Here is a 24,477-nt window from a genome sequence, read left to right on the forward strand (position 1 = left end):
GGTGTTGTCCGAGTGTTATCGTCCGATAGTATCATTACATCGGTAACAAAAACTTAGATTAAACGCTTAGTTTTGTACAACTTTATCTGCCAAAGTGCCGATACTGATCGCAAAGTAAGTAGAACGGTTCCAGTGCATGATAGTTCGAAAATTGTTAAATACCATAAATGTTCTCCCCTGCGCATCATCAGGCTGAATAATCCAGGCTCGCTGATTAGCGGAGACTTTATGCGACAGCACAATCCCCAGTTTTTGCCATTCGGCTACGGTTTTCACTTTGTTATCTTCCAGACCAACAACGTTATCCGTCAGATCTTTTGTTACCCTAACCTCTTGTCCCCAACCTTCATTAGAATTCCAGCCTTCGGTTGCCAGATAATTTGCAGTTGAAGCGAAAACATCATCCAGAGTATTCCAGATATCAATCCGTCCGTCACCGTTCCCGTCCAGCCCATATTTAAGAAATGAAGTTGGCATAAACTGGCTTTGGCCCATTGCCCCTGCCCACGAACCTTTAAATTGGTCAGCCTGAATATGACCTTGCTGCAAAATTTGCAATGCGGCTATCAACTGATTAGTAAAAAACTCTTCACGGCGTCCTTCAAACGCTAACGTTGCCAGAGCAGAAATGATATCTTCTTTCCCCTGACGTTTGCCAAAAGTACTCTCCATACCCCATAGCGCCACAATATAGCTGGCAGGAACACCTGAACGTTTACTGGCCTTATTGAGTTTAGTTTTATTGGCCTGATACATTTGGCGTGCGCGCTCTACTTTCCAGGTTGGTAATACGCGCTGCAGATAATCATCGAGGGTGATCTTTTTTTCTAACTGATTCTTGTCTGAATCAATCACCCGGCTCAAAAAATAGACATTCGCAAATGCCTGATCGATAGTTTGTTGATTGATACCTTCACTCAAGGCTCTGGCCTTAAGCTTTTCTACATAGGCAGGAAACTGTGATTCGTTATAAGCCGCACTTTGTTCCGATGCTGAAGTGCCACCTGAAGCGTTATTAATACTTGGTTGAGCCTGAAGGTTTTTGCTGCTGCATCCGGCAACCAGCACTACAGCTGTCAACCAGGCAATTGTCGATAATTTCACTATCGTCATCCCAAATTATTCTTACGTAATCCGCATAAGAAAATCTATTTTTACAACGCTATGGAAGCGCCAAATAATATCAAACCATTTATCTTAAAATTAAATGCGGTTTAATCGTAGAGGTCATCCGGCGTTTTTAACAGACTTTCTACCGGAGGCGGAACTTGTAAGTAGAACCCCTGTTCCATCAAATCTTGTTTTACTCTGGTGATATCGGCTGAGGCTAATTTAGCCCTTTGCTCTAAGTTAAGTGTCATAACAAACACAGGTTTACCGAAACTGTTCATTAATGCTTCAGGGATTTTAGAAAAATCATCCTGCTGCTCAATATAAAGATAGGTCTGATCGCGTTTATTACTACGGTAAATTGCACACAACATTGTTCTTTCGCTCTAATTAATTGAGTCATTGACTTGCCTAGATATGCCGCTAACTATAACATGCAGCTATACGTTCGTGCATTTTACAATATTGAACATTAAAACAGTGCTCTGGCTATAATAGCGGGGGCCAAAACTGAGTAGGATAGATGTCACAATCGCCAGTTGAATTAAAAGGCAGTAGTTTTACTCTGTCTGTTGTTCATTTGAATCATTCAGAACCTAGTATCATTCGGGAAGCTTTAACTGAAAAAGTGAAGCAAGCCCCCGCTTTTCTACAAAATGCGCCCGTGGTTTTGAACGTAGCTGCACTGACACCTGATGCTGATTGGTTACAGGTGCAGCGTGCAGTAATGGATGCTGGCTTACGCGTCGTTGGTGTAAGTGGTTATCATAATGATGAACAAAAACGCTCTATCCAATCTGCCGGTTTACCACTGCTGACAGAAGGCAAGGCAGGTAAAGTCACCAAAGCTGCTACGCCACCTCCTCCGCCGCCGAAAACAAGAATAATTAGCACCCCTGTTCGTACCGGCCAGCAAATTTACGCTCGTGGTTGTGACCTTATCGTTATCAGCTCGGTCAGTTCCGGCGCCGAACTTATTGCCGATGGTAATATTCATGTTTACGGCATGATGCGCGGTCGTGCTCTGGCGGGTGCCAGTGGCGATATTACCAGTCAGTTTTTTTGTACCCAGCTAGCTGCTGAATTGGTCTCGGTTGCCGGTGAATATTGGCTAAGTGACAGAATTCCATCTACATTCTATGAGCGCAGCGCAAGACTGTTTCTGCAAGATAGCATTTTAACTATTGAATCATTAAATTAAGCCTTATTTACAAGGAACACCTTATGGCACGAATTATTGTTGTTACTTCCGGTAAGGGGGGCGTTGGTAAAACCACCTCCAGCGCTGCCATTGCTACTGGTTTAGCACAAAAAGGAAATAAAACTGTCGTTATCGATTTCGATATCGGGTTACGTAATCTCGACTTAATCATGGGATGTGAACGCCGCGTAGTGTATGACTTTGTTAATGTCATTCAGGGTGATGCTTCGCTTAACCAGGCACTGATTAAAGATAAACGTACAGAAAACCTCTATATTCTGCCTGCCTCTCAAACTCGCGACAAAGATGCATTAACTAAAGAAGGCGTAGAAAAAGTACTGGCAGATCTGGCTGAAATGGAGTTCGACTTTATCGTTTGTGACTCTCCCGCTGGTATTGAAAGCGGAGCCCTGATGGCACTGTACTTCGCAGATGAAGCCATTATTACTACTAACCCGGAAGTCTCTTCAGTACGTGACTCTGACCGTATTCTGGGTATTCTGGCATCAAAATCTCGTCGTGCTGAAAATGGCGAAGAACCAATCAAAGAGCATTTGTTGGTCACCCGCTATAACCCTGGCCGCGTTAACCGTGGTGATATGTTAAGCGTTGAAGACGTACTGGAAATTCTACGCATTCCTCTGCTGGGTGTTATTCCTGAAAGCCCGTCGGTACTACGTGCTTCCAACCAGGGTGAACCTGTCATTCTGGATACCGAATCTGATGCTGGTTTAGCTTATGCGGACACTGTTGAGCGTTTGTTAGGTGCAGAAATACCATTCCGTTTCCTGACTGAAGAGAAGAAAGGTCTGTTAAAGCGACTGTTTGGAGGGGCATAAGCCATGGCATTGTTAGATTTTTTCCTGTCTCGTAAAAAGCCAACCGCCAATATCGCTAAAGAGCGGCTGCAAATTATCGTTGCGGAACGTCGTCGCGGCGATAGTGAGCCGCACTACTTACCTCAGTTGAAGCGTGACCTGCTTGAGGTTATCTGCAAGTATGTGCAGATCGATCCGGAGATGGTGACCGTTCAACTGGAGCAGAAAGGCGATGATATCTCAGTACTGGAGCTGAATGTAACGCTACCAGAACATGATGAAGTGAAGCGTTAATCATACCGAATGGTGTTATAACATGAGAAAAACCGCCTTTTAAGGCGGTTTTCTGCTTTAATTGAGGCTACCAGTTATGACATAAAGGCTCTGGCTTCCTGCTCAAGCAATGCGCTTAAACGCTCGCTCATTAGCTGTCCTCGCCATCCTTGCATCAGCTCTGGCTGTTCGCTGCCCTCTTGCTGCCAGAAAAACTTCAGTAACTGATTAATCTGACGGCGCGATGCCAGAAGTTCAACATTCAGTCCACTTTCGCTGGAAATAGTCTGAATCAGCGTTTTAATCTCTTTAAACACTCTCTTATAGCCCGCGTGATCTACTATCCGTGATATTTTTTCTGGTAAGGTTTCTTCCGGCAACTGCTGACCTTCGGCCACTAAGCGCAGCATGGTTCTTCCATGGTAACGAATTTCGGGCCCGCTTAGACCTAATGGCTCCAGTTCCCCCATTGATGATGGTTGGTGTCGAGCCACTTGCCACAGATTTTCTTCCCTGACAACAAAGTTAACCGCCATGTCTCGTTCACGGGCGTAATTTAAACGCCAGGCAGCTAACAGCTTCAGGCACCCTAACTGACGGCGATTTAACTGCCAGGCGTTATTAATCTCAATATAGGCATCTTCAGGAGCAAGCAGTTCACAACGGCGCTTGCTCATCATCATGCACTCATTTTTAGCCGCATCCAGCCATTTTAGTTGCTCGGTCTCTTGCAAAATCAAATCAGCAATAGGTAGCAGATAGAAAACATCTGCCGCGGCGTAAATACACTGCCTTTCGGTTAGGGGACGCGCCAACCAATCCGTTCGGGATTCGCTTTTATCCAGCTCAATATCCAGATATTCCGCAACCAGTGCTGCAAATCCCGTAGAAAGAGAACGTTGATTGAATGCCGCCAGTATTTGGGTATCGATCATAGGCTCTGGCAATACGCCAAATTCGTGGAGAAAGACCTCCAAATCTTCACTACAGGCATGGAGAAACTTAATGACTTTTGGATTAATTAATAGTGCGCGAAAGGGTTCCCATTGCTGAATATTCAACGGGTCAATTAAAACGACCTGTTCACCATCATAAAGTTGAATCAATCCTAACTGGGGGTAATACGTTCGGGTTCGAACAAATTCAGTATCCAGCGCAATGCGTGAAACCAGACTGGCACGTTCGCAAACCTGTTGTAATTCAACATCGGTTGTTATCAGTTGATAATCCAAAACATAGTCTCTTATTTGTTAGTTTCTGACACAAATAACGCCGGAAAACCGGCGTTATCTATGCCTTATCACAAGCTAATTACTCTTGAGTACCCGCTTGCTGTTTAATAGCTTCATCGCGCAGATCCTTACGTAGAATCTTACCCACGTTAGACTTCGGCAGTTCATCACGAAATTCAACAATTCTTGGGATTTTATAACCGGTTAATCCACTACGACAATGTGCTAAAAGCTCATCCTTAGTCAGGCTTGGATCTCTTTTAACCACATAAATTTTCACCGTTTCCCCGGAAACTTCATTTGGCACGCCAATGGCAGCCACTTCCAATACTTTCGCGTGACTGGCGACCACCTCTTCAATTTCATTAGGATAAACGTTAAATCCGGAAACCAAAATCATATCTTTTTTGCGATCGACGATCTTCATAAATCCCTGTTCGTCCATCACCACAATATCACCGGTGGCCAACCACCCATCATTTAACACTTCATTCGTCGCTTCAGGACGATTCCAGTAGCCCTTCATTACTTGTGGGCCTTTGACCCAAAGTTCGCCTGGCTGCCCTTCTGGTACATCAATCCCCCGATCGTCAACCAGTCGTATTTCCGTAGATGCTACCGGTAAACCAATACTGCCGCTGTATTGCTGCAAATCATAAGGATTACCCGCAACCAGTGGTGAACATTCGGTCAGGCCATAACCTTCCAGCAAATGGGTTCCGGTCAGCTGTTGCCAACGATCTGCAACACTGCGCTGAACCGACATACCGCCACCAACGGTAATACGCAAATGGCTGAAATCCAACTCGCGGAAATCCTCATCATTGATGAGTGCATTAAACAAGGTATTCACCCCTGTCAATGCCGAGAATGGATAACGGGAAAGCTCTTTCACCATGCCTTTTAAATCACGTGGATTAGTGATTAACAGGTTACATCCCCCCACTTCAAGAAACAGCAGGCAGTTTACGGTTAACGCAAAAATATGATAAAGCGGCAGAGCTGTCACTACCAGTTCCTGACCCACAATCAACAGAGGAATATAGGCAGCACGCGCTTGCTCCATATTGGCCAACAGGTTGCCGTGAGTCAGCATGGCCCCCTTGGACACCCCCGTAGTTCCCCCGGTATATTGCAGCAAGGCCAAATCATCAGGTGATAACCGTGGTTTAATATACTGTTGGTTACGTCCTTTATGTAAAGCACTACGAAATGATACCGCTCCGGGCAGATTGTATTTGGGCACCAGTTTTTTAATGTACTTAACGACAAAATTGACCAGAGAACGTTTACCAACAGAGAGCTGATCTCCCAGACTGCTGAGAATGACATGTTCAATTTGCGTCTGCTTAACGACTTTTTCCAGCGTATGGGCAAAGTTCGACACAATAACGATCGCTTTTGCGCCGCAGTCATTTAACTGGTGCTCCAGCTCTCTTGGGGTATACAGTGGATTCACATTCACCACCACCATACCCGCACGCAAAATACCAAACAGTACAATCGGATATTGCAACAGGTTCGGCATCATTACTGCAACCCTGTCACCTTTTTTCAATCCCAGTGAATTTTGCAGGTAGGCGGCAAAAGCCCGGCTGCGCTTTTCTAATCGACGGAAGGTCATCACCTTCCCCTGATTAATATAAGCAGGCTGATCGGCAAAGCGATTCACCGCATTTTCAAACATATCCGCCAGTGATGGATAGCGTTGAGGGTCTATCTCTGCCGGAACATCTTTGGGATAACGGGATAACCATACCTTATTCAATGAAATACTCCTGTATCTGATATTTTGTCTTCATTCTGTCGTGGTTATTCTTTACACAGAACAAGACTGATTACAGTGAACTTAACCGTTAATATCCCTATGCTTAACATAGGCTAATATTCTATTACCACTGTAATATCAAAAAATTACATTCTCTGACAAAAGCATAAAGGAAAACGAGAATGGTCTTCCTTTATTCCCGACCGGGTAGTTTTTTCCAGGTCACTTCATTACGTAAATAGACCGGTTCTGCCGACTCTACCGCTTGAGTTTCGCCTTTTTTCCAACAGGAAACGGCCAAAGGCAGCATATCCTCTGCCTGTGGCAACGGCATTTTACCGTTACGAATTATCACCTCGGTTTCGTTTGCCATATCCGGATAGGTTTCCCATCCGGTACCGGCGATAGCCCATTCACCATGAGTGGATTTAAGCTGTTCTTTAACCTGCTGTGGTGACAGAACCTGCTCCGTATTAATCAGGCTCCATTCCCCTTGTGAAGAGCGTTGATACTGCCCCCAGTAGACCTCTCCCATTCTGGCATCGATAGCGGTCAGGACTTGCGTCATGCCGGTCATTCGATAAGCACCCTGAGCCATCGTATTCAGTGTTGAAACGCCAATCATGGGTAAATCAGCGCCTAAGGCTAATCCTTGTGCGATACCAATACCAATTCGCACGCCGGTAAAACTCCCCGGACCGCGGCCGAAAGCAAGAGCATCCATATGGGCCAGAGTAAGACCGGTTTCAGCTAAAATTTGCTGAACCATAGGTAAAATACGTTGGGTATGTTCACGAGGACACAGTTCGTACAAAGCATGAACTTTACCGTCATTCCAGATGGAAACGGAGCACGCTTCTGTGGCTGCATCAAGCGCAAGAATTCGCGTTGACATAGAAAACCTCAGGCGGGATTACAGATAAAAATAATCCGCCAATCATATCATATTGATGATGGTTATTATTCATTAGGTGAGCAGTTTTATTCATCAGGCTTTGAGCGTTGATGAAGAAATTCAATCGCTTTGGTTAAATCACGCGTTCTGGGCGCTGGCGGCAAACTGTTAAGGAAAATAGCCCCATAAGGACGCATGACTAATCGATTATCACAAATGACAATCACCCCTCGGTCGTCAGTATCTCGAATCAGCCGTCCAACCCCTTGCTTCAGAGTGATAACGGCATCCGGAAGTTGAACATCATTAAAAGGATCGCCGCCACGCAGTCGGCAATCTTCAATGCGCGCTTTAAGCAACGGGTCATCCGGTGAGGTAAAGGGTAGTTTATCGATAATGACACAGGACAGTGCATCGCCGCGCACATCTACCCCTTCCCAAAAGCTGTTAGTTGCCACCAGTAATGCATTGCCGGAATCAACAAATTGAGACAGCAGCTTGCCTTTGCTGGTTTCTCCCTGCATCAGTACCGGTAAGGTCATGCTCTCTCGGAAGGCTTCGGTTAAATCACGCATCATTTGGTGCGAAGTACATAAAAAGAAGCAGCGGCCGTCATTAGCCTCAATGAGTGGTTGCAGCATGGCTGCCAGTTGTTTAGCTCCACCATATTGATTAGGTGATGGCAGAAAACGTGGCACACATAGCAATGCTTGTGTTTCATAATCAAACGGACTGGCAAGAATAAGTGTTTCGGCTTTTTCCAACCCTAAACGCTGACTGAAGTGATCCAAAGAATCATTAACCGAGAGCGTTGCTGAAGTAAAAATCCAACTGCCCTTTTTTTCGTCCATTAAATCACGGAATTTATCCGATACGGAAAGCGGCGTCAGCGCCAACACAAAATGGCGAGCTCCACACTCGTACCAATAGCTATAGCCGGGAATCGTAACATCTTTCAGACGATCAAGACGTGTTCGGTACTGAGTCGCTCTTTCAAAAGCAGCATCCAGCAAGGCCGAACGACCTAATGCCATTTTTATTACGTCATAACACAGAGTTAGTGCATCATCGACTAATAACAGTGCACGTTGGATAGCGGGTTGTTCCAGAACATCCCGTAAATTACCTCTGAAGCCGGGTTCTCCCAGTGCCAGTCGGAAATCCTGAGTACTTTGGGTTAAACGATCGGCACTCTTTTGCAGTTGCGCCATATCCCGCACTTCTGTGCGGTAAGCAATAATAATGTCTTTTGCCAAATCCAATAGCTGACGACTGGTAACCTGCTGGCCAAAGTATTGACTGGCGATGTCTGGCAATTGATGGGCTTCATCAAAAATCATGACATCGGCATTCGGGATAAGCTCAGCAAAACCAGTCTCTTTCACCACGATATCGGCTAAAAAAAGATGATGGTTGACCACGACCAGATCTGCATCCATTGCCCGACGACGAGCTTTGACTACAAAACACTCTTTATAATAGGGACAATCGCTACCCAAACAGTTGTCATTAGTACTGGTAACCAAAGGCCAGATATAGCTATCTTCCGCTACCTGAGTACAGGTACTTACATCCCCATCCACAGTGCTGGACGACCAACGGCGTAAATTGACCAGATCGTTAAGCGTTGAATTAGTGAGTTCTCCCCCGGTCATGGATTGTTGTTCCATGCGCTCAAGGCACAGATAATTAGAGCGCCCTTTTAACAGCGCCAGCTTGCCACTAAATTCCAGTGCGGTAGCAACTGTGGGCAAATCGCGGGCGAACAGCTGGTCTTGCAAGGCCTTCGAGCCGGTTGAAATGATAACCTTACGTTTAGAACGTATTGCCGGCACCAGATAAGCATAGGTTTTTCCTGTGCCGGTACCTGCTTCCACCACCAGTTCCTGTTTTTTCTTGATTGCCTGAGTGATAGCCTTGGCCATTACGCGCTGCGGTTCACGCGGCTTAAAACCTCTAATTGCCTGAGCTAGTGCACCTTTGGGTGCGAAATCATCTGCCAAGTATGAGTATCCGTTGGGTTAAGCTTGTTGAATGAGTCTGACCGCCAGCATAGCGCCGATACGGTAAAAGAAGTTGCTTATTATGCCTGTCCTCACCTGTCACCACCACCCTGTTTGCTCATATAACAAGAAATTGGCTGATATTCAGTAAGTTGACTTGCCAACAACCGCTGCGCTAATGCACATTTTTAGCATCAGGTTTATGCTTGTTTCTATTAGAGAATTGATCCACAAGAGTGGTTATCTTAACCTTATGCCATTAATATGAAATCACCATGATAAATTCAGGAGCAATACACCATGACAATTAAACGAATTAACCCTGCCAAACGCTGGTCTGATGCTGTGATTTATAACGACACTATTTACTATACCAGCGTACCTGACAATCTGGATGCAGACGTAACCGCTCAAACGGCGAACGTTCTTGCTGATATCGATATCATGCTTAGCCAGTTAGGTTCCAGTAAAGAACGTATTCTGGACGTCACTATCTTTTTAGCCGATCGGGTTGATTTTGCCTCAATGAATGCCGCATGGGATGCCTGGGTTCCGGAAGGTAATGCGCCAGTGCGTTGTACCGTAGAAGCTGCGTTGATGAAGCCACAATATAAAGTGGAAATTAAGATTGTGGCGGCATGTTAGGTTAAGAATTTTGCAAAACAAACCGCGCTCTGAGGTTTGTTGCCATTAATCTGGAGTGCTGGCAAATCAGCAGCGGTTAATATTCCGGCCGTAAAAACACGGTGCTTATCTCTGCGCCGAAAACGGTCGGTAAACCGTCTGTTCTCAGCTATGGTGCTCATCGGTTCGAAACCCAGTGCCGGTGGTATTCCGGTCGGGCACAAAATCAATATTGGCATATTAGATTTTACGATCGGAATACCCATTGAGACCAATTTATCGGGTTTGTTTAAGCACCATAATAAATGAAGATTATTTTTAAGTTCAGCATCAAACCGCTAACTTAAGAATAACCATCCCAAGCAGTAGTAACATCAATCCAACCCAGCCTCTGGCGTTTAGCTTCTGTCCAAACAGAATCCAACCGGCAGCAATAGTCGCGGCAATACCAAAACCACCCCATAACGCATAGGCGATGGATAAATCCATTCCCTTTACTGCCTGAGCCAGTGAGCTAAATGCACCCAAAACACAAACCAGCGAAAGTATTCCTAACCAAAAACGCTTAAAGCCGTTTGAGAGTTTCAGAAATATATTGGCGATAATTTCCAATACAATCGCCAGTGCCAAAAATGCGATATGGTAAAACTCAAGCTGTTGCATGATGTTTCTCCATCACTTTGGATTGCGATTTCCCTGTTGGTTTCTGCGTGCCTGACTTAATCAACACGATACCCAGCAGCAGTACTGCCAGACCAACGACTTTAACGACTGAGATTTCTTCCCCAAACAACAGCACGCTGAATGTGGTGATCAATAAAAACCCAACGCCCTCCCACAAAGCATAGGCCACTCCCAGTGCAACACGTTTAATGGAAAGGGATAATAAAAGATAAGATAGGGTAATCATCATATACATAATGATGTGCCCATAAATACTTCCGGTTTCGCTGGCATATTTCATCGATAAAGTGCCAATAACTTCAGTAATAATTGCCATTAATAACAGCAGCCAATAAATCATTTTTCTTCTCCAGATTATTTTTATTTAATAATCCTGACCACTAAATTTTTTGATGCCAAAAATAATATTTACCGACAGCAAATATTATTCATCGCAAAATAGATTAGCGACATCAGAATTAATGTATTGATATACCAAACAGGCTGGGAGAAGACGCTAAAGTGCAGAGCTCCAGTTAAGCTCACTGGCCAAAATAGCTGAAATAAAGAAGACAAAAGTTGATGTTTGTAGCACAGAACGTTGAATGTTCATCATGAAATTTGGTTGTCAGTCGTGTGATAAAACCACGATTTGCCCTTACCCCTCCAGAATAGTTTATTTACAGCTCTATTTTTACCACAGGGAAATAACGAAAGTAAACACACAAAAGATAATATATTTATAAATTTAACCACCTTTAGTCATTGCATTAAATAACTTATATCAGTACCAGAATAGTCCCTCTGCATTAATATGCATTTAATATAATTAAAACACGGCTATAAAAAAATCCCGTCGGTTATTAAGCCAACGGGATTTATCTGTAACCAAACAACAGAGAGAATTAACCTTTCGCGTGCGCCACTGCTTCACGAGCCAGTTCAGTAATGCGGTTAAAATCACCCTTCGCAATAGCATCTGCCGGAACCAACCATGAACCACCCACGCACAACACACTAGGCAGCGCCAGATAGTCACGGCAGTTGTTCAGGGTAATACCACCGGTAGGACAGAAACGAACTGAAGAGATCGCGCTACAAATTGCCTGAAGCGCTTTTACGCCACCGTTAGCTTCCGCCGGGAAGAATTTGAACTCACGTAAACCGTAATCCATACCCAGCATCAGTTCAGAAACGCTACTGATTCCCGGAATCAAAGGCATATTGCCTTCAACAGCCGCCTGTAGCAAAGGCTCGGTCAAACCCGGGCTGATAGCGAATTGACCACCTGCTGCTGCAACTTCAGCCAGTTGTTGAGGGTTCAGCACTGTACCTGCTCCAATAATAGCTTCAGGCACTTCTTTGGCAATGGCGCGAATGGCGTCCATAGCACAAGGAGTACGCAAGGTCACTTCCAGTACGCGAACACCACCGGCAACTAATGCTTTAGCCAGAGGAACGGCATCTTTCAGTTCCTTAATAACAATAACAGGAACAACCGGCCCATCAGACAGGATACTTTCAGCGCTTACTTTCCAGTTTTTCATCTCGTGAGATCTCCATGTGGCTAATCAAATACCTGACTCAGCCAGGCACGTCGCAGCCGTTAAAATAAACGTGCAACTGACTCGCCACACGCAGGATTATTTAAATCGTTATGCAGACCAGAACACATCTACCGGCGTATGGGTTTGGTGTATTACCGCACGGACAGGCATTTCATTAACATCATCCCCTTCCTGTGCCTGATGGTAAACCGCCCGCTTATTCTCTCCCACCAGATGCAGGAAGATATGGCGGCTGTTCAACAAAGCAGGTAGCGTCAGCGTTAATCGGTCTAACGGTGCTGTTAATGGCGTCATTCCCATACACAGCCGTTTAGACTTCATATCCAGTGCCGGAAATAAATTCTCGGCTCCGGGAAACAATGATGCCGTATGCCCATCATCACCCATACCCAAAATCACAACATCAAAAGGCTTAGCTATCTCTTTCAGAGATTTTTCGATCCCTTCTGCACCTTCAAATGGCGTGAGACTCTCATTCTTTAATGAGACAAAATGTGCCGTAGCTGCGTGTTCCTGCAATAAGTTTTCACGTACCAACTTTTCATTGCTGGAATCATCACTGCTGTCCACCCAACGTTCATCAGCTAAAGTAATGGTGACCTTTTCCCAGGCCAATGGCTGCTGACTAAGCAATTTAAATAAACCTAACGGGGTTTTGCCGCCGGAGACTACAAGACTCGCTTTTCCCTTAGTATCAATTCCTTTTTGCAACTCAGAGACCACCTGTTGCGCTAAGCGGCGATTTAAATCATCCGTTGATGGGAAGTTAGTTAAGTTTGCCATGGTAGTTACCTTCATTAACAATCGTTATAGCCATCCCATTCTAACCTGAGAGGATGGCATCGTTTTGTCTTATTTATTCAAATTCGCTCCATGAGCGGCCATCGCGGGTGATCATAGCAACCGATGCTACGGGCCCCCAGGTACCTGCCTGATACGGTTTTGGCGGTTCATTATCCGCAGCCCAGGCATCCATAATAGAATCAACCCATTTCCAGGCTTCTTCGACTTCATCACGACGAACAAACAACGCCTGAATACCGCGCATGGTTTCCAACAACAAACGCTCGTAGGCATCAGCAACGTGCTGTTCATGGAAAGTATCGGAGAAGCTCAGATCCAGTTTGGTTGTTTGCAGACGGTGCTTATGGTCCAGACCCGGCACTTTATTCAGGATCTGTACATCTACGCCTTCATCAGGCTGAAGACGAATGGTTAAGGTATTTGGTGGTAATGTTTGGTAAGAATCTCGGAACAGATTGATTGGCAAATTCTTGAAGTAGATAACCACTTCTGAACACTTGGACGGCAAACGCTTACCGGTTCTTAAATAGAACGGTACGCCAGCCCAACGCCAGTTATCAATATCCACCCGCAGAGAGACGAAGGTTTCGGTGTTGCTGCGCTTGTTGGCACCTTCTTCATCCAGATAGCCCGGCACTTTCTGTCCCTGAACAAACCCGGCAGTATATTGCCCCCTGACCGTTGCTTCACGAATATTGGTGTGGTCAATGCGGCGTAGAGAACGCAGCACTTTCACTTTTTCATCACGAATACGGTCTGCACTTAAATCCACCGGGGGAGACATCGCAATCATGGTTAAAATCTGTAACAGGTGATTTTGCACCATGTCACGCATCTGCCCTGCTTTATCAAAATAACCCCAGCGCCCTTCAATACCTACCTCTTCGGAAACGGTAATTTGAACGTGGTCAATGGCAGTATTATCCCACTTGGCAGAAAACAGCGAGTTAGCAAAACGCAGCGCTAACAGGTTCAGAACTGTCTCTTTACCTAAATAGTGGTCGATGCGGTAAACCTGAGATTCATCAAAATACTCAGCAACCTGATCGTTAATTTCTTGAGAAGATTTTAAATCGGTACCCAGCGGTTTTTCCATCACAACACGGCTGGGAAATTTATTTAATCCGGCTTCGCCTAAACCGCGGCAAATTGCACCAAATGTATTTGGTGGCATAGCAAAATAGTTGATGGTGACTCTGCTGGTTTGATCAAGCATCTGACCCAGTCGGTTATAGCCAGGAATATCAGTAACATCCAGATTGCAGAAGTCTAAACGTGCACTTAATCGCTTCCAAACCTCTGGATCGATTTCCTCTTTCATAAAGGTGGTCAGTGCTTTTTCGATAACATCAGTATAAGCAGCCTTATCCCAGTCAGCACGACCTACGCCCAGAATGCGAGTATCCGGGTGAATGTGGCAGGCTTTTTCCAGTTGATAAAGTGACGGTAATAGCTTGCGGCGAGCCAGGTCACCTTTAGCGCCAAAAATGACTAAATCACAGGCTTGAGCTATCGAATCATCTACCATAACTATCTCCTCAATTAAGCCGTAAAAATGTAGGTGTACGACTTAAAAAAATCTTGTAATTTTATTACATAAGTAATGTACCTCTTTATCTGACCGACGTAAATAGGTGGATAAAAAAGTAAAAACCTGTAGTAAACCCTTGCGAGACTAATAGGTAACCCATTAAATATAAAAAATATTTAGCTATCCACTTGCTCTTTTCGTGCTGTTAAAACGTTAAAATCAGATGTGAGTCAAATTTTCTGAAAAAAAATTACAAAATAATGCTTTATTACTGCACGATCTGATATCACGTAGTATATTTCCACAAATCAGAGATTGATTTCTCCTTTGAATGTAATAGGCAAATACAGCGGGATATAAATATGCTGGAAAGAATTCACCAATTTCGAGATTCATTAAGCAAATCAGAGCAGAAAGTTGCTGATGCTATTTTAGCCGCGCCACAAACTGCCATTCACTCCAGCATTGCTACCTTAGCTAAAATTGCCAACGTTAGCGAGCCAACCGTTAACCGTTTTTGCCGCCGGTTAAATACCAAAGGCTTTCCTGATTTTAAACTGGCGCTGGCGCAAAGTCTGGCCAATGGAACGCCTTATGTAAATCGCAATGTGGATGAAAACGACACCACCGATGCCTTTACCTATAAAATCTTTGAATCTGCCGTTGCCAGCTTAAATATGGCGAAGAGCAGTCTTGACATTATAGCCATTAATCGAGCCGTTAACTTACTGACTCAAGCGAAAAAAATATCATTTTTTGGCTATGGCGCCTCCTCCGTTGTTGCTCATGACGCCATGAACAAATTTTTCAGATTTAACGTTCCGGTGATCTATTTTGATGACATTGTAATGCAACGTATGAGTTGTATGAATTCCAACCAGGGTGATGTGGTAGTGTTAATTTCCCACAGTGGCAGAACCAAAAGTCTGGTTGAGCTGGCTAGCATTGCCAACCAAAATGGTGCTACGGTGATTGCCATTACTTCTCAGGGAACGCCGCTGGCAAATGCCGCCAATCTCTCTATTTTACTTGATGTTCCTGAAGATACCGATATCTATATGCCGATGGTTTCCCGCCTTGCTCAGTTAACGATTATTGATGTATTGGCAACAGGATTTACCCTCCGCAGCAGCCTTGCCAGAGATAACCTGAAACGCGTTAAAGATGCCCTGAAGCAATCGCGTTTTGATAAAGATCGTTAAACTTTATTTCATGCACAGTTTCAATTAAATGAAAACACAGTTTAATCACTAAACCTGATAATTTGATATTAAGCAAACGATTAGCCTGCTGTGATATGAAACGTGACAGCTCTTATTTGAGAAGCTAGCTATATAGTGGTATAAAACCCCTCAGAAATTAAGACCACTGAAATTTTTTAAAGTCAGGCAGATACCATATGTCTGATTTTTATTAGTACTAACGCTTTAAAAACACACTGATTAGGTCAAAACTTATCATGTTGAATGGAGTGATACATGTCCAGAAGGCTTAGAAGAACCAAAATTGTTACCACGTTAGGCCCTGCAACCGATCGTGACAATAACTTAGAAAAAATCATTGCCGCAGGTGCCAACGTAGTCCGCTTAAACTTCTCCCACGGAACCCCCGAAGATCACCAACTCCGCGCTAACAAAGTTCGAGAAATCTCAGCAAAATTAGGTAAGCATGTGGCCATCTTAGGCGATTTGCAGGGGCCTAAAATTCGAGTGTCGACCTTTAAAGAAGGCAAAGTATTCCTGAATGTTGGCGACAAATTCCTGTTGGACGCTAATCTGTCTGTTGGTGATGGCGATAAAGAAAAAGTCGGTATCGATTATAAAGGCCTGCCTGCAGATGTTGTTCCCGGCGATATCCTGTTACTGGATGATGGTCGTGTACAACTGAAAGTACTTGAAGTTCAGGGAATGAAAGTGTTTACCGAAGTTACCGTTGGTGGCCCGCTGTCAAACAATAAAGGTATTAACAAGCTGGGTGGCGGCCTCTCTGCCGATGCGTTAACCGAAAAAGATAAAGCAGATATCATCACTGCTGCAAAAATCAACGTAGATTACTTAGCCGTCTCTTTCCCTCGTACCGGTGAAGATTTGAACTATGCACGCCGCCTGGCGCGCGATGCCGGTTGCAATGCTAAAATTGTCGCTAAAGTTGAACGTGCTGAGGCCGTAGCGACTGATGCAGCCATCGACGATATCATTCTGGCATCTGACTCTATCATGGTCGCTCGTGGCGATCTGGGCGTAGAAATTGGTGACCCTGAGCTGGTTGCCGTGCAGAAAAAACTGATTTTACGTGCTCGTCAGCTAAACCGTACGGTTATCACCGCAACTCAGATGATGGAGTCGATGATCACCAATCCAATGCCAACCCGTGCAGAAGTCATGGACGTTGCCAACGCCGTACTGGATGGTACCGATGCTGTGATGCTTTCAGCAGAAACCGCCGCCGGTCAGTATCCTGCCGAAACTGTTGCAGCAATGGCTCGCGTTTGCGTTGGGGCAGAGAAAATGCCTCGTCTGAATATATCCAAACACCGAATGGATGTGGAGTTTGACAACGTTGAAGACACCATTGCATTGTCGACGATGTATGCCGCTAACCACCTGAAAGGCATTAGCGCTATTATCGCCATGACCGAGTCGGGTCGTACCGCATTGATGATGTCTCGTATCAGTTCCGGTTTGCCTATTTTCGCTATGTCTCGTCATGAACAAACCCTGAACCTGTGTGCCCTCTACCGTGGCGTGACACCGGTGATGTTTACGGGTGATTGCGATGGTCTGGCAGCGGCAATGGCGGCAACCAATCAACTGCGCGATCGTGGTTTCCTGATGTCTGGCGATCTGGTTATCATTACTCAGGGTGACGTGATGGCGCTGGTTGGTAGTACTAATACTTGTCGTATTCTGCGAATTGAGTAATTCGATTTTTCATTAATAAAAAGGGCCCAAATGGGCCCTTTTTATTTGAAATAGAAATTATTTATCCTTTGGCCACAAGTCGTTGCGCTTATAAGGCTCTGTATCGCCCTCTTTTCTGGTTTTCAGAAACTTAAGTACCCAAACATACTGTTCCGGATTAGGACGAACCAATTTCTCAACTTCTTCATTCATTCGGCGAGCAATCGTATGTTGGTCAGCGTCGGCAATGTCGCTCATTTCCGGGTTAATATAGATATCTAAAATACCTTCATCAGAACGATAAACCGGGAATAGCGGCACAATTGCCGCATGGCATACTTTCATTAATCGACCAACCGCAGGCAATGTTGCTTTGTAAGTAGCAAAAAAATCAACGAACTCGCTGTGTTCAGCACCATGATCCTGATCCGGCAGATAGTATCCCCAGTAGCCCTGACGTACTGAACTGATAAATGGTTTAATCCCATCCTGACGGGCATGCATCCGCCCACCAAAGCGGCGACGTACCGTATTCCACATCCAGTCAACCAGCTCATTCTTTTGATTATGAAACATAGCCGCCATCGGCTGGCCGCGCGCTGCCATCATCATTGCCGGGATATCCACACTCCAACCGTGCGGTACCATAAAGATCACATTGCGTCCGGAAGCACGAATAGCATCCAGTTGCTCATCACCATGCCAGCGTACTCGCTTCATCAGATATTCCGGGCTGCGTACGCTCTGCTCTACCATCAACATGGTGGAATGAACGGCGGTGACAAACATTTGTTCAATGATCGCTTCCCGTTGTTGTTCACTTAATTCAGGAAAGCAATAATATAAATTGATTCTGGCACGACGTCGGGCACTGCCCACAAATCGGCCGGCAAGTTTAGCCAACGATGCCAACATTGGGTTTCTGATTTTTACTGGCACATAGGCCAATAACAGCATAACGCCAACCCCCAGCCAGACGCCCCAATATTTAGGCAGAAAAAAGGACTTCTTAAATAGGGGAATAAACTCAATATTTGAACGCTGTTGTTTTTGCATGCCAAAACTCATTAGATAGATGAACAACCCTGCAGTTGATAATAGTCTGCTCACCTGATGAATAGAAATAATTAAACAGTGTTTGAAAAATAGAACGCTGCCAAATGATTAGCAGCGTTCTATTTTATTCTCAGAGATGAAGTTGTGGAACTACTTCTTTAACTTGGGCAAGATATTCCGCACGATCCTTACCAATCAGAGAGTCAGAACGTGGAAGCGTTGCGGTTAATGGGTTTACTGCCAGCTCGTTAACCCACAGTTCATAGTGCAAATGAGGCCCGGTGGAACGACCGGTATTGCCGGACAATGCAATACGATCGCCTCGCTTAACTCTCTGACCAGGCTTCACCAAAATCTTATTCAAGTGCATATAACGAGTGCTGTACTGGCGACCATGACGAATCGCCACATAGTTACCTGCCGCACCGCTGAATTTAGCGACCACGACTTCGCCATCACCCACTGCCAGAACCGGAGAGCCAATCGGCATAGAGAAGTCGACCCCTTTATGCGGTGCTACACGACCGGTAATTGGATGCAAACGACGCGGGTTAAACGGCGATGTCACTTTATATTGCTTGGGCGTTGGGTAACGCAGGAAACCTTTTGCTAAACCAGAACCTTCACGGTCGTAGAATTTACCGTCGCCCGAGCGAATAGCATAATAATCTTTACCGGAGCTCTGCATTCTTACGCCAATCAATTGGCTTTGCTCATTCTTACCATCCAGCACTTCTCTGGAAAGTAATACCGAGAAACGATCGCCATTACGCAACTTACGAAAATCCAGTTGCCATTGAAGCGCTTTGGTTACCGCACGAATTTCCGAATTCGTTAAACCTGCGGCTCTGGCACTAACCAGAAAGCTCCCGTCCATTTTTCCGGTTACAACAGCATTCTTCCACTCACCTTTTAAGGTATTGATAGTTTCTTTAAAGCCGTTCTCTGCGCGTTCATATACACGCGTCTCCCGGCGAGAAACTACCCAGGTCAACGATTGCAGCGTACCTTCATCATCCAGCACCCAGTTCAACTGCTGACCAATTTTCAGATTAGCTAATGCACTGTTCTTATTGGCCAGTAAATAAATATCAGAGGCATCCATACCAAACTGAGTCAGAATACTGCCAAGAGTATCGCCATTAGAAACCACATATTCGTTCGGTGTTGACGCATCGCTGGTGGTTTCATCCAACTCATCCTTAGGAATTTCATCATCAGGCGTTGGCTGATCCATCGGTTCAGCATCATCAGCATCGGTTGAAATACTGCCATCGGTTGCGGTCGTTGTGGGTAAAGGAAGCGGCGATTCCGTTATTGGTTTATATACTGCCGCCTGCCAAACCAACATACTCCAGGTGAGAAACAGAAGAGCCCCAAAGGTAAACTTATGAGGCCGTGGTAAATTATTATAAAACAGCGCAATGGTTCTAACGACTTGGAGCACTACTCGAATTCCTCGTTCTGTTACTCCAGGCAGCTCGTAAACTGTTGGGATAGCTGGGTCAAAAACTGTACGTAGCTATCTTTACCTAACGTTACTTTGCTGCCTAACGGATCCAGTGTTCCGATGCGGACATTCGTCCCTTGGGCGACAGCATTTATGACGGCTGGCTGGAATTGTGGCTCAGCAAAAACGCATACTGCTTTATGCTCAACCAACTGTGTTCGTATATTGTGTAAGCGTTGCGCTCCGGGCTGGATTTCGGGGTTTATCGTAAAATGCCCTAATTGGGTTAAACCGAATGTTTTCTCAAAATAATTATAAGCGTCATGGAAAACAAAATATCCTTTGCCACGCAACGGCTGCATTATATTAGCAATATTTTCTTTTGTCAGCTCTAGTTGTTTCTCGAACTGAGTAAGATTAGCATCTAATTTGTCCTTATTTTGTGGCATAAGTTCCAATAATTTGTGATGAATTGCAATTGCAGACTGTTTCGCTATTTCCGGTGACATCCAAATGTGCATATTATAGTCACCATGATGATGGTCATGTTCGTCATGATTGTGAGCATTATCAGTATGTTGTTCATGATGCCCCTCATCATGATCGTCATCTTCACCGCCTTTAATCAATAATGGTTTTACTGAATCCAGGCTGGCTAATGGAATTTGTTTCTTTTCATTTACCTGTTGTAATGGTTTAGTCAGAAAAGCTTCCATATCCGGACCTATCCATACAACTAAGTCCGCTGAACGTATTTTCTGGACATCTGACGGACGAAGCGCATAATCATGCGGCGATGCACCATCCGGAAGCAGTACTTCTACCGGTGTAACCCCTTCGGTAATGGCTGCCGCAATAAACCCCAGTGGTTTAGTTGAGGTTAAAACCGCGGCCGATGCGTTAACCGCGATGCCTGCTGTTAATAGTGTTCCAGCCAAAATCATGCGGTTAAACCATTTCGTATTTGCTGTTTGCTGCATTTGTTCTAATCTCATTTGAATAGTAATTGCCTTTGATATGTTATAATATAACACATCTTGAATTCTGCAAGAAAAATGAAAAATGTCCAGTTTGCTTAAGTTAGAACATATTTCTGTTGTTTTCGGTAGCCGGAAAGTTCTTTCCGATGTTTCTCTGACCCTGAATGAAGGTCAGATTCTTACCCTGCTTGGCCCAAATGGTGCCGGTAAATCGACGCTGGTTCGCGTTGTTTTAGGCTTGGTCTCCCCTGCGTCAGGGAAAATTAGCTGCCCTAAAGATTTACGTATTGGCTATGTGCCACAGAAATTGCACCTTGATCCTACTCTGCCCTTGACCGTTGAGCGTTTTATGCGCCTGCGTCCCGGTGTAAAAAAAGAGGATATTCTGCCGGCTCTCAGCCGCGTTCAGGCAAAGCATTTAGTAAAAATGCCCATGCAAAAACTGTCTGGCGGAGAAACCCAGCGCGTTTTACTGGCCAGGGCTCTGTTAAATCGCCCTCAATTGCTGGTACTGGACGAACCGACCCAAGGTGTTGACGTTAATGGGCAACTGGCATTGTATGATCTGATCGAGAAACTGCGTACCGAACTAAACTGTGCGGTATTAATGGTTTCTCATGACTTACATTTAGTTATGGCAAAAACGGATGAAGTGCTGTGCCTTAACCAACATATTTGCTGTTCTGGTGCACCGGAAGCCGTCTCTGAACATCCGGAGTTTATTGCGATGTTTGGCCACCGCGGAGCCCGCCAATTAGCGGTTTATCACCACCGTCATAATCATCAACATGACCTGCAAGGTCGTATTGTTCTTAAAACTTCAGGCAGTAATAAAGCATGATAGAACTGTTATTTCCGGGCTGGATGGCGGGCGTATTACTGGCGCTGGCCGCAGGTCCTTTAGGCTCTTTTGTCGTTTGGCGCCGAATGTCTTATTTCGGTGATACGCTGGCACACTCCTCTTTACTGGGTGTCGCTTTTGGTTTGTTACTGAACATTAATCCTTTTTATGCAGTAATTGCTATCACCCTGTTGCTGGCAGTTGGTTTGGTATGGCTGGAACGTCGCCCTCAGTTTGCCGTCGATACGCTGTTAGGTATTCTGGCCCATAGCGCCCTTTCTTTAGGCTTAGTCACTATCAGTTTAATGTCGAATGTTCGTGTTGACCTGATGGCTTATCTGTTTGGCGATCTGCTCTCTGTTACGGTTAATGATCTATGGATGATTGGTGCCGGTGTGGTTGTGGTACTGGCGATTTTATGGTGGCAATGGCGTTCCTTATTATCAGTAACCATTAATCCTGAATTGGCGCACGTTGATGGTATTAATCCTGAAAGAGTTCGGTTATTACTGATGCTGGTCACTGCCTTAACTATTGGTCTGGCAATGAAATTTGTTGGAGCACTGATTATTACCTCATTACTGATTATTCCTGCTGCTACCGCGCGCAGATTTTCACGCACACCAGAACAAATGGCTGGTTTTGCAGTTATTATTGGAATTATTGCCGTAACGGGTGGGTTGACGCTTTCCGCTTTCCACGATACGCCTGCTGGCCCTTCCGTCGTGCTTTGCTCCTGCTGTTTGTTCATCCTTAGTTTGATGAAAAGACAATCCGATTAATCTTATGAGAAATAAAGAGAATAAAAATTTATTGATCTCGTGAGGTAAAGCCGTATTTTTTAGTATGAATGATATGGCAATAAGCTTTAAAATAGCCTGTCCGAAATATAAAGGTCTTGCAGATGACAGATTTTTCGTCAGTGCAAGACTCTTTTTTATGTGGATTATAAAGATGAATCCACTATTCATTCATTGCAAATGACGTAAAGTTAACATTGTGAATATTGATATTATCAGCCTGCTAAACAGTAACTACATTCTTTTGCTGTTTGTAGTATTAGCATTAGGCTTGTGTTTAGGGAAAATTCGGCTGGGTTCAGTTCAACTGGGCGGCTCAATCGGCGTTCTGGTTATCTCCTTATTGTTGGGTTATCAGCATTTTACGATAAATACCGAAGCCTTAAGCCTGGGCTTTATGCTGTTTATCTTCTGCGTTGGTGTTGAAGCCGGTCCAAACTTCTTTGCTATCTTCTTCCGCGATGGAAAAAACTATTTTTTACTGGCTCTGATTCTGGTTGGTAGTGCGATGTGTATTGCGCTGGGACTGGGCAAATTCCTTAAATGGGATATCGGCCTCACCGCCGGGATGCTGGCCGGCTCGATGACATCAACACCGGTGCTGGTCGGTGCCGGTGATACATTGCGTCATACCACCTCTGATACAACGATATTAGCTACAGCCCAGGACCATCTCAGTTTGGGCTATGCTCTGACCTATTTGATTGGTCTGGTCAGCTTAATCTTTGCTGCTCGTTATATGCCAAAATTACAGCGACAAGATTTATCCACCTGTGCTCAGCAAATCGCCAGAGAGCGCGGCCTGGATCATGATAGCCAACGTAAAGTTTATCTGCCGGTAATTCGAGCCTATCGTGTAGGCCCTGAACTGGTAGCCTGGGCTGGGGGTAAAAATCTACGTGAACTGGGTATTTATCGTCAGACTGGCTGTTATATTGAGAAAATTCGTCGCAATGGCATTATCGCTTCCCCTGATGGGGATGCGGTTTTGCAAGTCAACGATGAGATTTCATTGGTGGGTTATCCGGATGCCCATGCCCGATTAGATCCCAGCTTTCGCAATGGTAAAGAGGTATTTGAACGCGATTTGCTGGATATGCGCATCGTCACTGAAGAGATCGTAGTAAAAAACAATAATGCGGTGGGCAAACGCCTGAGTCAGATAAACCTGACCGACCATGGTTGTTTCCTTAATCGGGTTATTCGTAGTCAGATTGAGATGCCCATTGACGATAATATCGTGTTGAATGCCGGTGATGTTCTGCAAATCAGCGGTGATGCTCATCGAGTTAAGGGCGTAGCTGAACGTATTGGTTTTATCTCTATTCATAGTCAGGTTACCGATCTGTTGGCCTTTTGTGCCTTTTTTATTCTTGGTCTGATGATTGGTCAAATCACCTTCCAGTTCAGTAACTTTTCATTTGGTATTGGTAATGCTGCCGGCCTGCTGTTCTCCGGCATTATGCTGGGCTTTATGCGGGCTAATCACCCGACCTTTGGTTACATTCCTCAAGGTGCCCTCAATATGGTTAAAGAGTTCGGATTGATGGTATTTATGGCTGGTGTTGGATTAAGTGCCGGTAGCGGTATTGGTAATAATTTGGGACTGGTTGGTGGCCAAATGCTGATTGCCGGTTTACTGGTTAGTCTGGTTCCCGTCGTTATTTGCTATCTGTTTGGCGCTTATGTTTTACGAATGAACCGGGCCTTGCTATTTGGCGCCATCATGGGAGCCAGAACCTGTGCGCCAGCGATGGAAATTATCAGTGATACTTCCCGTAGTAACATTCCTGCGCTGGGCTATGCAGGTACCTATGCGATTGCAAACGTATTACTCACGCTGGCGGGTTCATTAATCATTATCATTTGGCCAAGTTTGCCATAAAATAATTTCATATAAATCATGACATTATGGATAAGTGTAAAAAAAGTGAAAAAAATCTTGCTTACGTGATGAACT

Annotated in this window: 23 protein-coding genes; 9 read left to right on the forward strand and 14 right to left on the reverse strand. The window is 44.9% G+C overall.

The genetic code is table 11. From position 1 onward, the window contains the following. Positions 1–66: 66 nt before the first annotated feature. Positions 67–1,104: a lytic murein transglycosylase gene (locus I2494_RS01815; protein ID WP_228350806.1), complete on the reverse strand. Its 1,038-nt coding sequence runs from the start codon at positions 1,102–1,104 to the stop codon at positions 67–69. Positions 1,105–1,214: 110 nt separating this feature from the next. Further along, positions 1,215–1,484, reverse strand: coding sequence for a YcgL domain-containing protein (locus tag I2494_RS01820; protein ID WP_218465680.1), 270 nt, complete (start codon positions 1,482–1,484; stop codon positions 1,215–1,217). A 149-nt stretch (positions 1,485–1,633) separates the two neighbouring features. Between I2494_RS01820 and minC the strand changes: the two genes are divergently transcribed. Genes minC through minE form a run of 3 tightly spaced genes read left to right on the forward strand, consistent with a single transcriptional unit; the run spans position 1,634 to position 3,423 of the window. Then, positions 1,634–2,311 (forward strand): septum site-determining protein MinC, encoded by a 678-nt coding sequence (gene minC / locus I2494_RS01825; RefSeq protein ID WP_218465679.1) that lies wholly within the window; start codon positions 1,634–1,636, stop codon positions 2,309–2,311. A gap of 23 nt (positions 2,312–2,334) precedes the next feature. Further along, the gene (minD, locus tag I2494_RS01830) at positions 2,335–3,150 is read left to right on the forward strand and encodes a septum site-determining protein MinD (RefSeq protein WP_218465678.1); all 816 of its coding nucleotides are present in this window, start codon (positions 2,335–2,337) and stop codon (positions 3,148–3,150) included. Between the two features lie 3 nt (positions 3,151–3,153). After that, positions 3,154–3,423, forward strand: coding sequence for a cell division topological specificity factor MinE (minE, locus tag I2494_RS01835; RefSeq protein ID WP_218465677.1), 270 nt, complete (start codon positions 3,154–3,156; stop codon positions 3,421–3,423). Positions 3,424–3,497: 74 nt separating this feature from the next. On the opposite strand, the gene rnd is transcribed toward minE, so the two are convergent. The 4 genes from rnd to I2494_RS01855 all read right to left on the reverse strand — a co-directional run bounded on the left by rnd (position 3,498) and on the right by I2494_RS01855 (position 9,300). Next, entirely contained in the window at positions 3,498–4,634 is a 1,137-nt protein-coding gene (gene rnd / locus I2494_RS01840) for a ribonuclease D (RefSeq protein WP_218465676.1), read from the reverse strand. Between the two features lie 79 nt (positions 4,635–4,713). Beyond that, positions 4,714–6,402 carry a long-chain-fatty-acid--CoA ligase FadD gene (gene fadD, locus I2494_RS01845; RefSeq protein WP_218465675.1) on the reverse strand — a complete coding sequence of 563 codons (1,689 nt, stop codon included), beginning with the start codon at positions 6,400–6,402 and terminating at the stop codon, positions 4,714–4,716. A 193-nt stretch (positions 6,403–6,595) separates the two neighbouring features. Then, the gene (gene tsaB / locus I2494_RS01850) at positions 6,596–7,297 is read right to left on the reverse strand and encodes a tRNA (adenosine(37)-N6)-threonylcarbamoyltransferase complex dimerization subunit type 1 TsaB (protein WP_218465674.1); all 702 of its coding nucleotides are present in this window, start codon (positions 7,295–7,297) and stop codon (positions 6,596–6,598) included. An 86-nt stretch (positions 7,298–7,383) separates the two neighbouring features. Next, on the reverse strand, positions 7,384–9,300 hold the full coding sequence (locus tag I2494_RS01855) for an ATP-dependent DNA helicase (RefSeq protein WP_218465673.1): 1,917 nt from the start codon (positions 9,298–9,300) through the stop codon (positions 7,384–7,386). A gap of 300 nt (positions 9,301–9,600) precedes the next feature. Between I2494_RS01855 and I2494_RS01860 the strand changes: the two genes are divergently transcribed. Next, positions 9,601–9,945: a RidA family protein gene (locus I2494_RS01860; RefSeq protein ID WP_218465672.1), complete on the forward strand. Its 345-nt coding sequence runs from the start codon at positions 9,601–9,603 to the stop codon at positions 9,943–9,945. A gap of 309 nt (positions 9,946–10,254) precedes the next feature. Here the strand turns inward: I2494_RS01860 and mdtI are convergent, their stop codons facing one another. The 5 genes from mdtI to zwf form a co-directional block, all read right to left on the reverse strand. Then, positions 10,255–10,587, reverse strand: a complete 333-nt coding sequence (mdtI, locus tag I2494_RS01865) for a multidrug/spermidine efflux SMR transporter subunit MdtI (protein ID WP_218465671.1) — start codon at positions 10,585–10,587, stop codon at positions 10,255–10,257. Then, positions 10,574–10,948: a multidrug/spermidine efflux SMR transporter subunit MdtJ gene (gene mdtJ / locus I2494_RS01870; RefSeq protein WP_218465670.1), complete on the reverse strand. Its 375-nt coding sequence runs from the start codon at positions 10,946–10,948 to the stop codon at positions 10,574–10,576. The genes mdtI and mdtJ overlap by 14 nt, the downstream gene beginning before the upstream one ends. Positions 10,949–11,492: 544 nt before the next feature. Beyond that, positions 11,493–12,134 (reverse strand): bifunctional 4-hydroxy-2-oxoglutarate aldolase/2-dehydro-3-deoxy-phosphogluconate aldolase, encoded by a 642-nt coding sequence (locus I2494_RS01875; RefSeq protein ID WP_130591442.1) that lies wholly within the window; start codon positions 12,132–12,134, stop codon positions 11,493–11,495. Positions 12,135–12,242: 108 nt separating this feature from the next. Further along, positions 12,243–12,938 (reverse strand): 6-phosphogluconolactonase, encoded by a 696-nt coding sequence (gene pgl / locus I2494_RS01880; RefSeq protein ID WP_218465669.1) that lies wholly within the window; start codon positions 12,936–12,938, stop codon positions 12,243–12,245. Between the two features lie 73 nt (positions 12,939–13,011). Then, entirely contained in the window at positions 13,012–14,487 is a 1,476-nt protein-coding gene (gene zwf, locus I2494_RS01885) for a glucose-6-phosphate dehydrogenase (protein ID WP_218465668.1), read from the reverse strand. A gap of 359 nt (positions 14,488–14,846) precedes the next feature. Between zwf and I2494_RS01890 the strand changes: the two genes are divergently transcribed. Together I2494_RS01890 and pyk are read left to right on the forward strand one after the other, a co-directional pair. Next, a complete protein-coding gene (locus I2494_RS01890) occupies positions 14,847–15,692 on the forward strand; it encodes a MurR/RpiR family transcriptional regulator (protein WP_218466018.1) in 846 nt (281 codons plus the stop codon). A 276-nt stretch (positions 15,693–15,968) separates the two neighbouring features. Further along, positions 15,969–17,411 (forward strand): pyruvate kinase, encoded by a 1,443-nt coding sequence (pyk, locus tag I2494_RS01895; protein ID WP_130591446.1) that lies wholly within the window; start codon positions 15,969–15,971, stop codon positions 17,409–17,411. A gap of 57 nt (positions 17,412–17,468) precedes the next feature. Here the strand turns inward: pyk and lpxM are convergent, their stop codons facing one another. The 3 genes from lpxM to znuA all read right to left on the reverse strand — a co-directional run bounded on the left by lpxM (position 17,469) and on the right by znuA (position 20,891). Next, positions 17,469–18,446 carry a lauroyl-Kdo(2)-lipid IV(A) myristoyltransferase gene (gene lpxM / locus I2494_RS01900; protein WP_218465667.1) on the reverse strand — a complete coding sequence of 326 codons (978 nt, stop codon included), beginning with the start codon at positions 18,444–18,446 and terminating at the stop codon, positions 17,469–17,471. A 130-nt stretch (positions 18,447–18,576) separates the two neighbouring features. Further along, the gene (gene mepM / locus I2494_RS01905) at positions 18,577–19,893 is read right to left on the reverse strand and encodes a murein DD-endopeptidase MepM (protein ID WP_218465666.1); all 1,317 of its coding nucleotides are present in this window, start codon (positions 19,891–19,893) and stop codon (positions 18,577–18,579) included. 20 nt (positions 19,894–19,913) lie between these two features. Beyond that, positions 19,914–20,891 carry a zinc ABC transporter substrate-binding protein ZnuA gene (gene znuA / locus I2494_RS01910; RefSeq protein WP_407657830.1) on the reverse strand — a complete coding sequence of 326 codons (978 nt, stop codon included), beginning with the start codon at positions 20,889–20,891 and terminating at the stop codon, positions 19,914–19,916. Positions 20,892–20,958: 67 nt separating this feature from the next. On the opposite strand from znuA, the gene znuC reads away from it, so the two are divergent. From znuC to I2494_RS01925, 3 genes are all read left to right on the forward strand, one after another. Continuing rightward, positions 20,959–21,717, forward strand: coding sequence for a zinc ABC transporter ATP-binding protein ZnuC (gene znuC / locus I2494_RS01915; protein ID WP_140918507.1), 759 nt, complete (start codon positions 20,959–20,961; stop codon positions 21,715–21,717). Further along, the gene (gene znuB / locus I2494_RS01920; protein ID WP_218465665.1) at positions 21,714–22,499 is read left to right on the forward strand and encodes a zinc ABC transporter permease subunit ZnuB; all 786 of its coding nucleotides are present in this window, start codon (positions 21,714–21,716) and stop codon (positions 22,497–22,499) included. The genes znuC and znuB overlap by 4 nt, the downstream gene beginning before the upstream one ends. Positions 22,500–22,716: 217 nt before the next feature. Beyond that, positions 22,717–24,402: an aspartate:alanine antiporter gene (locus I2494_RS01925; protein ID WP_218465664.1), complete on the forward strand. Its 1,686-nt coding sequence runs from the start codon at positions 22,717–22,719 to the stop codon at positions 24,400–24,402. The last annotated feature ends 75 nt before the right edge of the window (positions 24,403–24,477 follow it).

Origin of the sequence: Limnobaculum allomyrinae, from assembly GCF_016649425.1 — a bacterium.
GTDB classification, from domain to species: Bacteria; Pseudomonadota; Gammaproteobacteria; order Enterobacterales; family Enterobacteriaceae; genus Limnobaculum; species Limnobaculum allomyrinae.

Bases quoted from the DNA above. Each gene is read 5' to 3' on its own strand.
- I2494_RS01820 (WP_218465680.1), bottom strand. From the start codon at position 1,484: ATGTTGTGTGCAATTTACCGTAGTAATAAACGCGATCAGACCTATCTT.
- minC (WP_218465679.1), top strand. From the start codon at position 1,634: ATGTCACAATCGCCAGTTGAATTAAAAGGCAGTAGTTTTACTCTGTCT.
- minD (WP_218465678.1), top strand. From the start codon at position 2,335: ATGGCACGAATTATTGTTGTTACTTCCGGTAAGGGGGGCGTTGGTAAA.
- minE (WP_218465677.1), top strand. From the start codon at position 3,154: ATGGCATTGTTAGATTTTTTCCTGTCTCGTAAAAAGCCAACCGCCAAT.
- tsaB (WP_218465674.1), bottom strand. From the start codon at position 7,297: ATGTCAACGCGAATTCTTGCGCTTGATGCAGCCACAGAAGCGTGCTCC.
- I2494_RS01860 (WP_218465672.1), top strand. From the start codon at position 9,601: ATGACAATTAAACGAATTAACCCTGCCAAACGCTGGTCTGATGCTGTG.
- mdtI (WP_218465671.1), bottom strand. From the start codon at position 10,587: ATGCAACAGCTTGAGTTTTACCATATCGCATTTTTGGCACTGGCGATT.
- mdtJ (WP_218465670.1), bottom strand. From the start codon at position 10,948: ATGATTTATTGGCTGCTGTTATTAATGGCAATTATTACTGAAGTTATT.
- I2494_RS01875 (WP_130591442.1), bottom strand. From the start codon at position 12,134: ATGAAAAACTGGAAAGTAAGCGCTGAAAGTATCCTGTCTGATGGGCCG.
- pgl (WP_218465669.1), bottom strand. From the start codon at position 12,938: ATGGCAAACTTAACTAACTTCCCATCAACGGATGATTTAAATCGCCGC.
- zwf (WP_218465668.1), bottom strand. From the start codon at position 14,487: ATGGTAGATGATTCGATAGCTCAAGCCTGTGATTTAGTCATTTTTGGC.
- pyk (WP_130591446.1), top strand. From the start codon at position 15,969: ATGTCCAGAAGGCTTAGAAGAACCAAAATTGTTACCACGTTAGGCCCT.
- lpxM (WP_218465667.1), bottom strand. From the start codon at position 18,446: ATGCAAAAACAACAGCGTTCAAATATTGAGTTTATTCCCCTATTTAAG.
- znuA (WP_407657830.1), bottom strand. From the start codon at position 20,891: ATGAGATTAGAACAAATGCAGCAAACAGCAAATACGAAATGGTTTAAC.
- znuC (WP_140918507.1), top strand. From the start codon at position 20,959: ATGTCCAGTTTGCTTAAGTTAGAACATATTTCTGTTGTTTTCGGTAGC.
- znuB (WP_218465665.1), top strand. From the start codon at position 21,714: ATGATAGAACTGTTATTTCCGGGCTGGATGGCGGGCGTATTACTGGCG.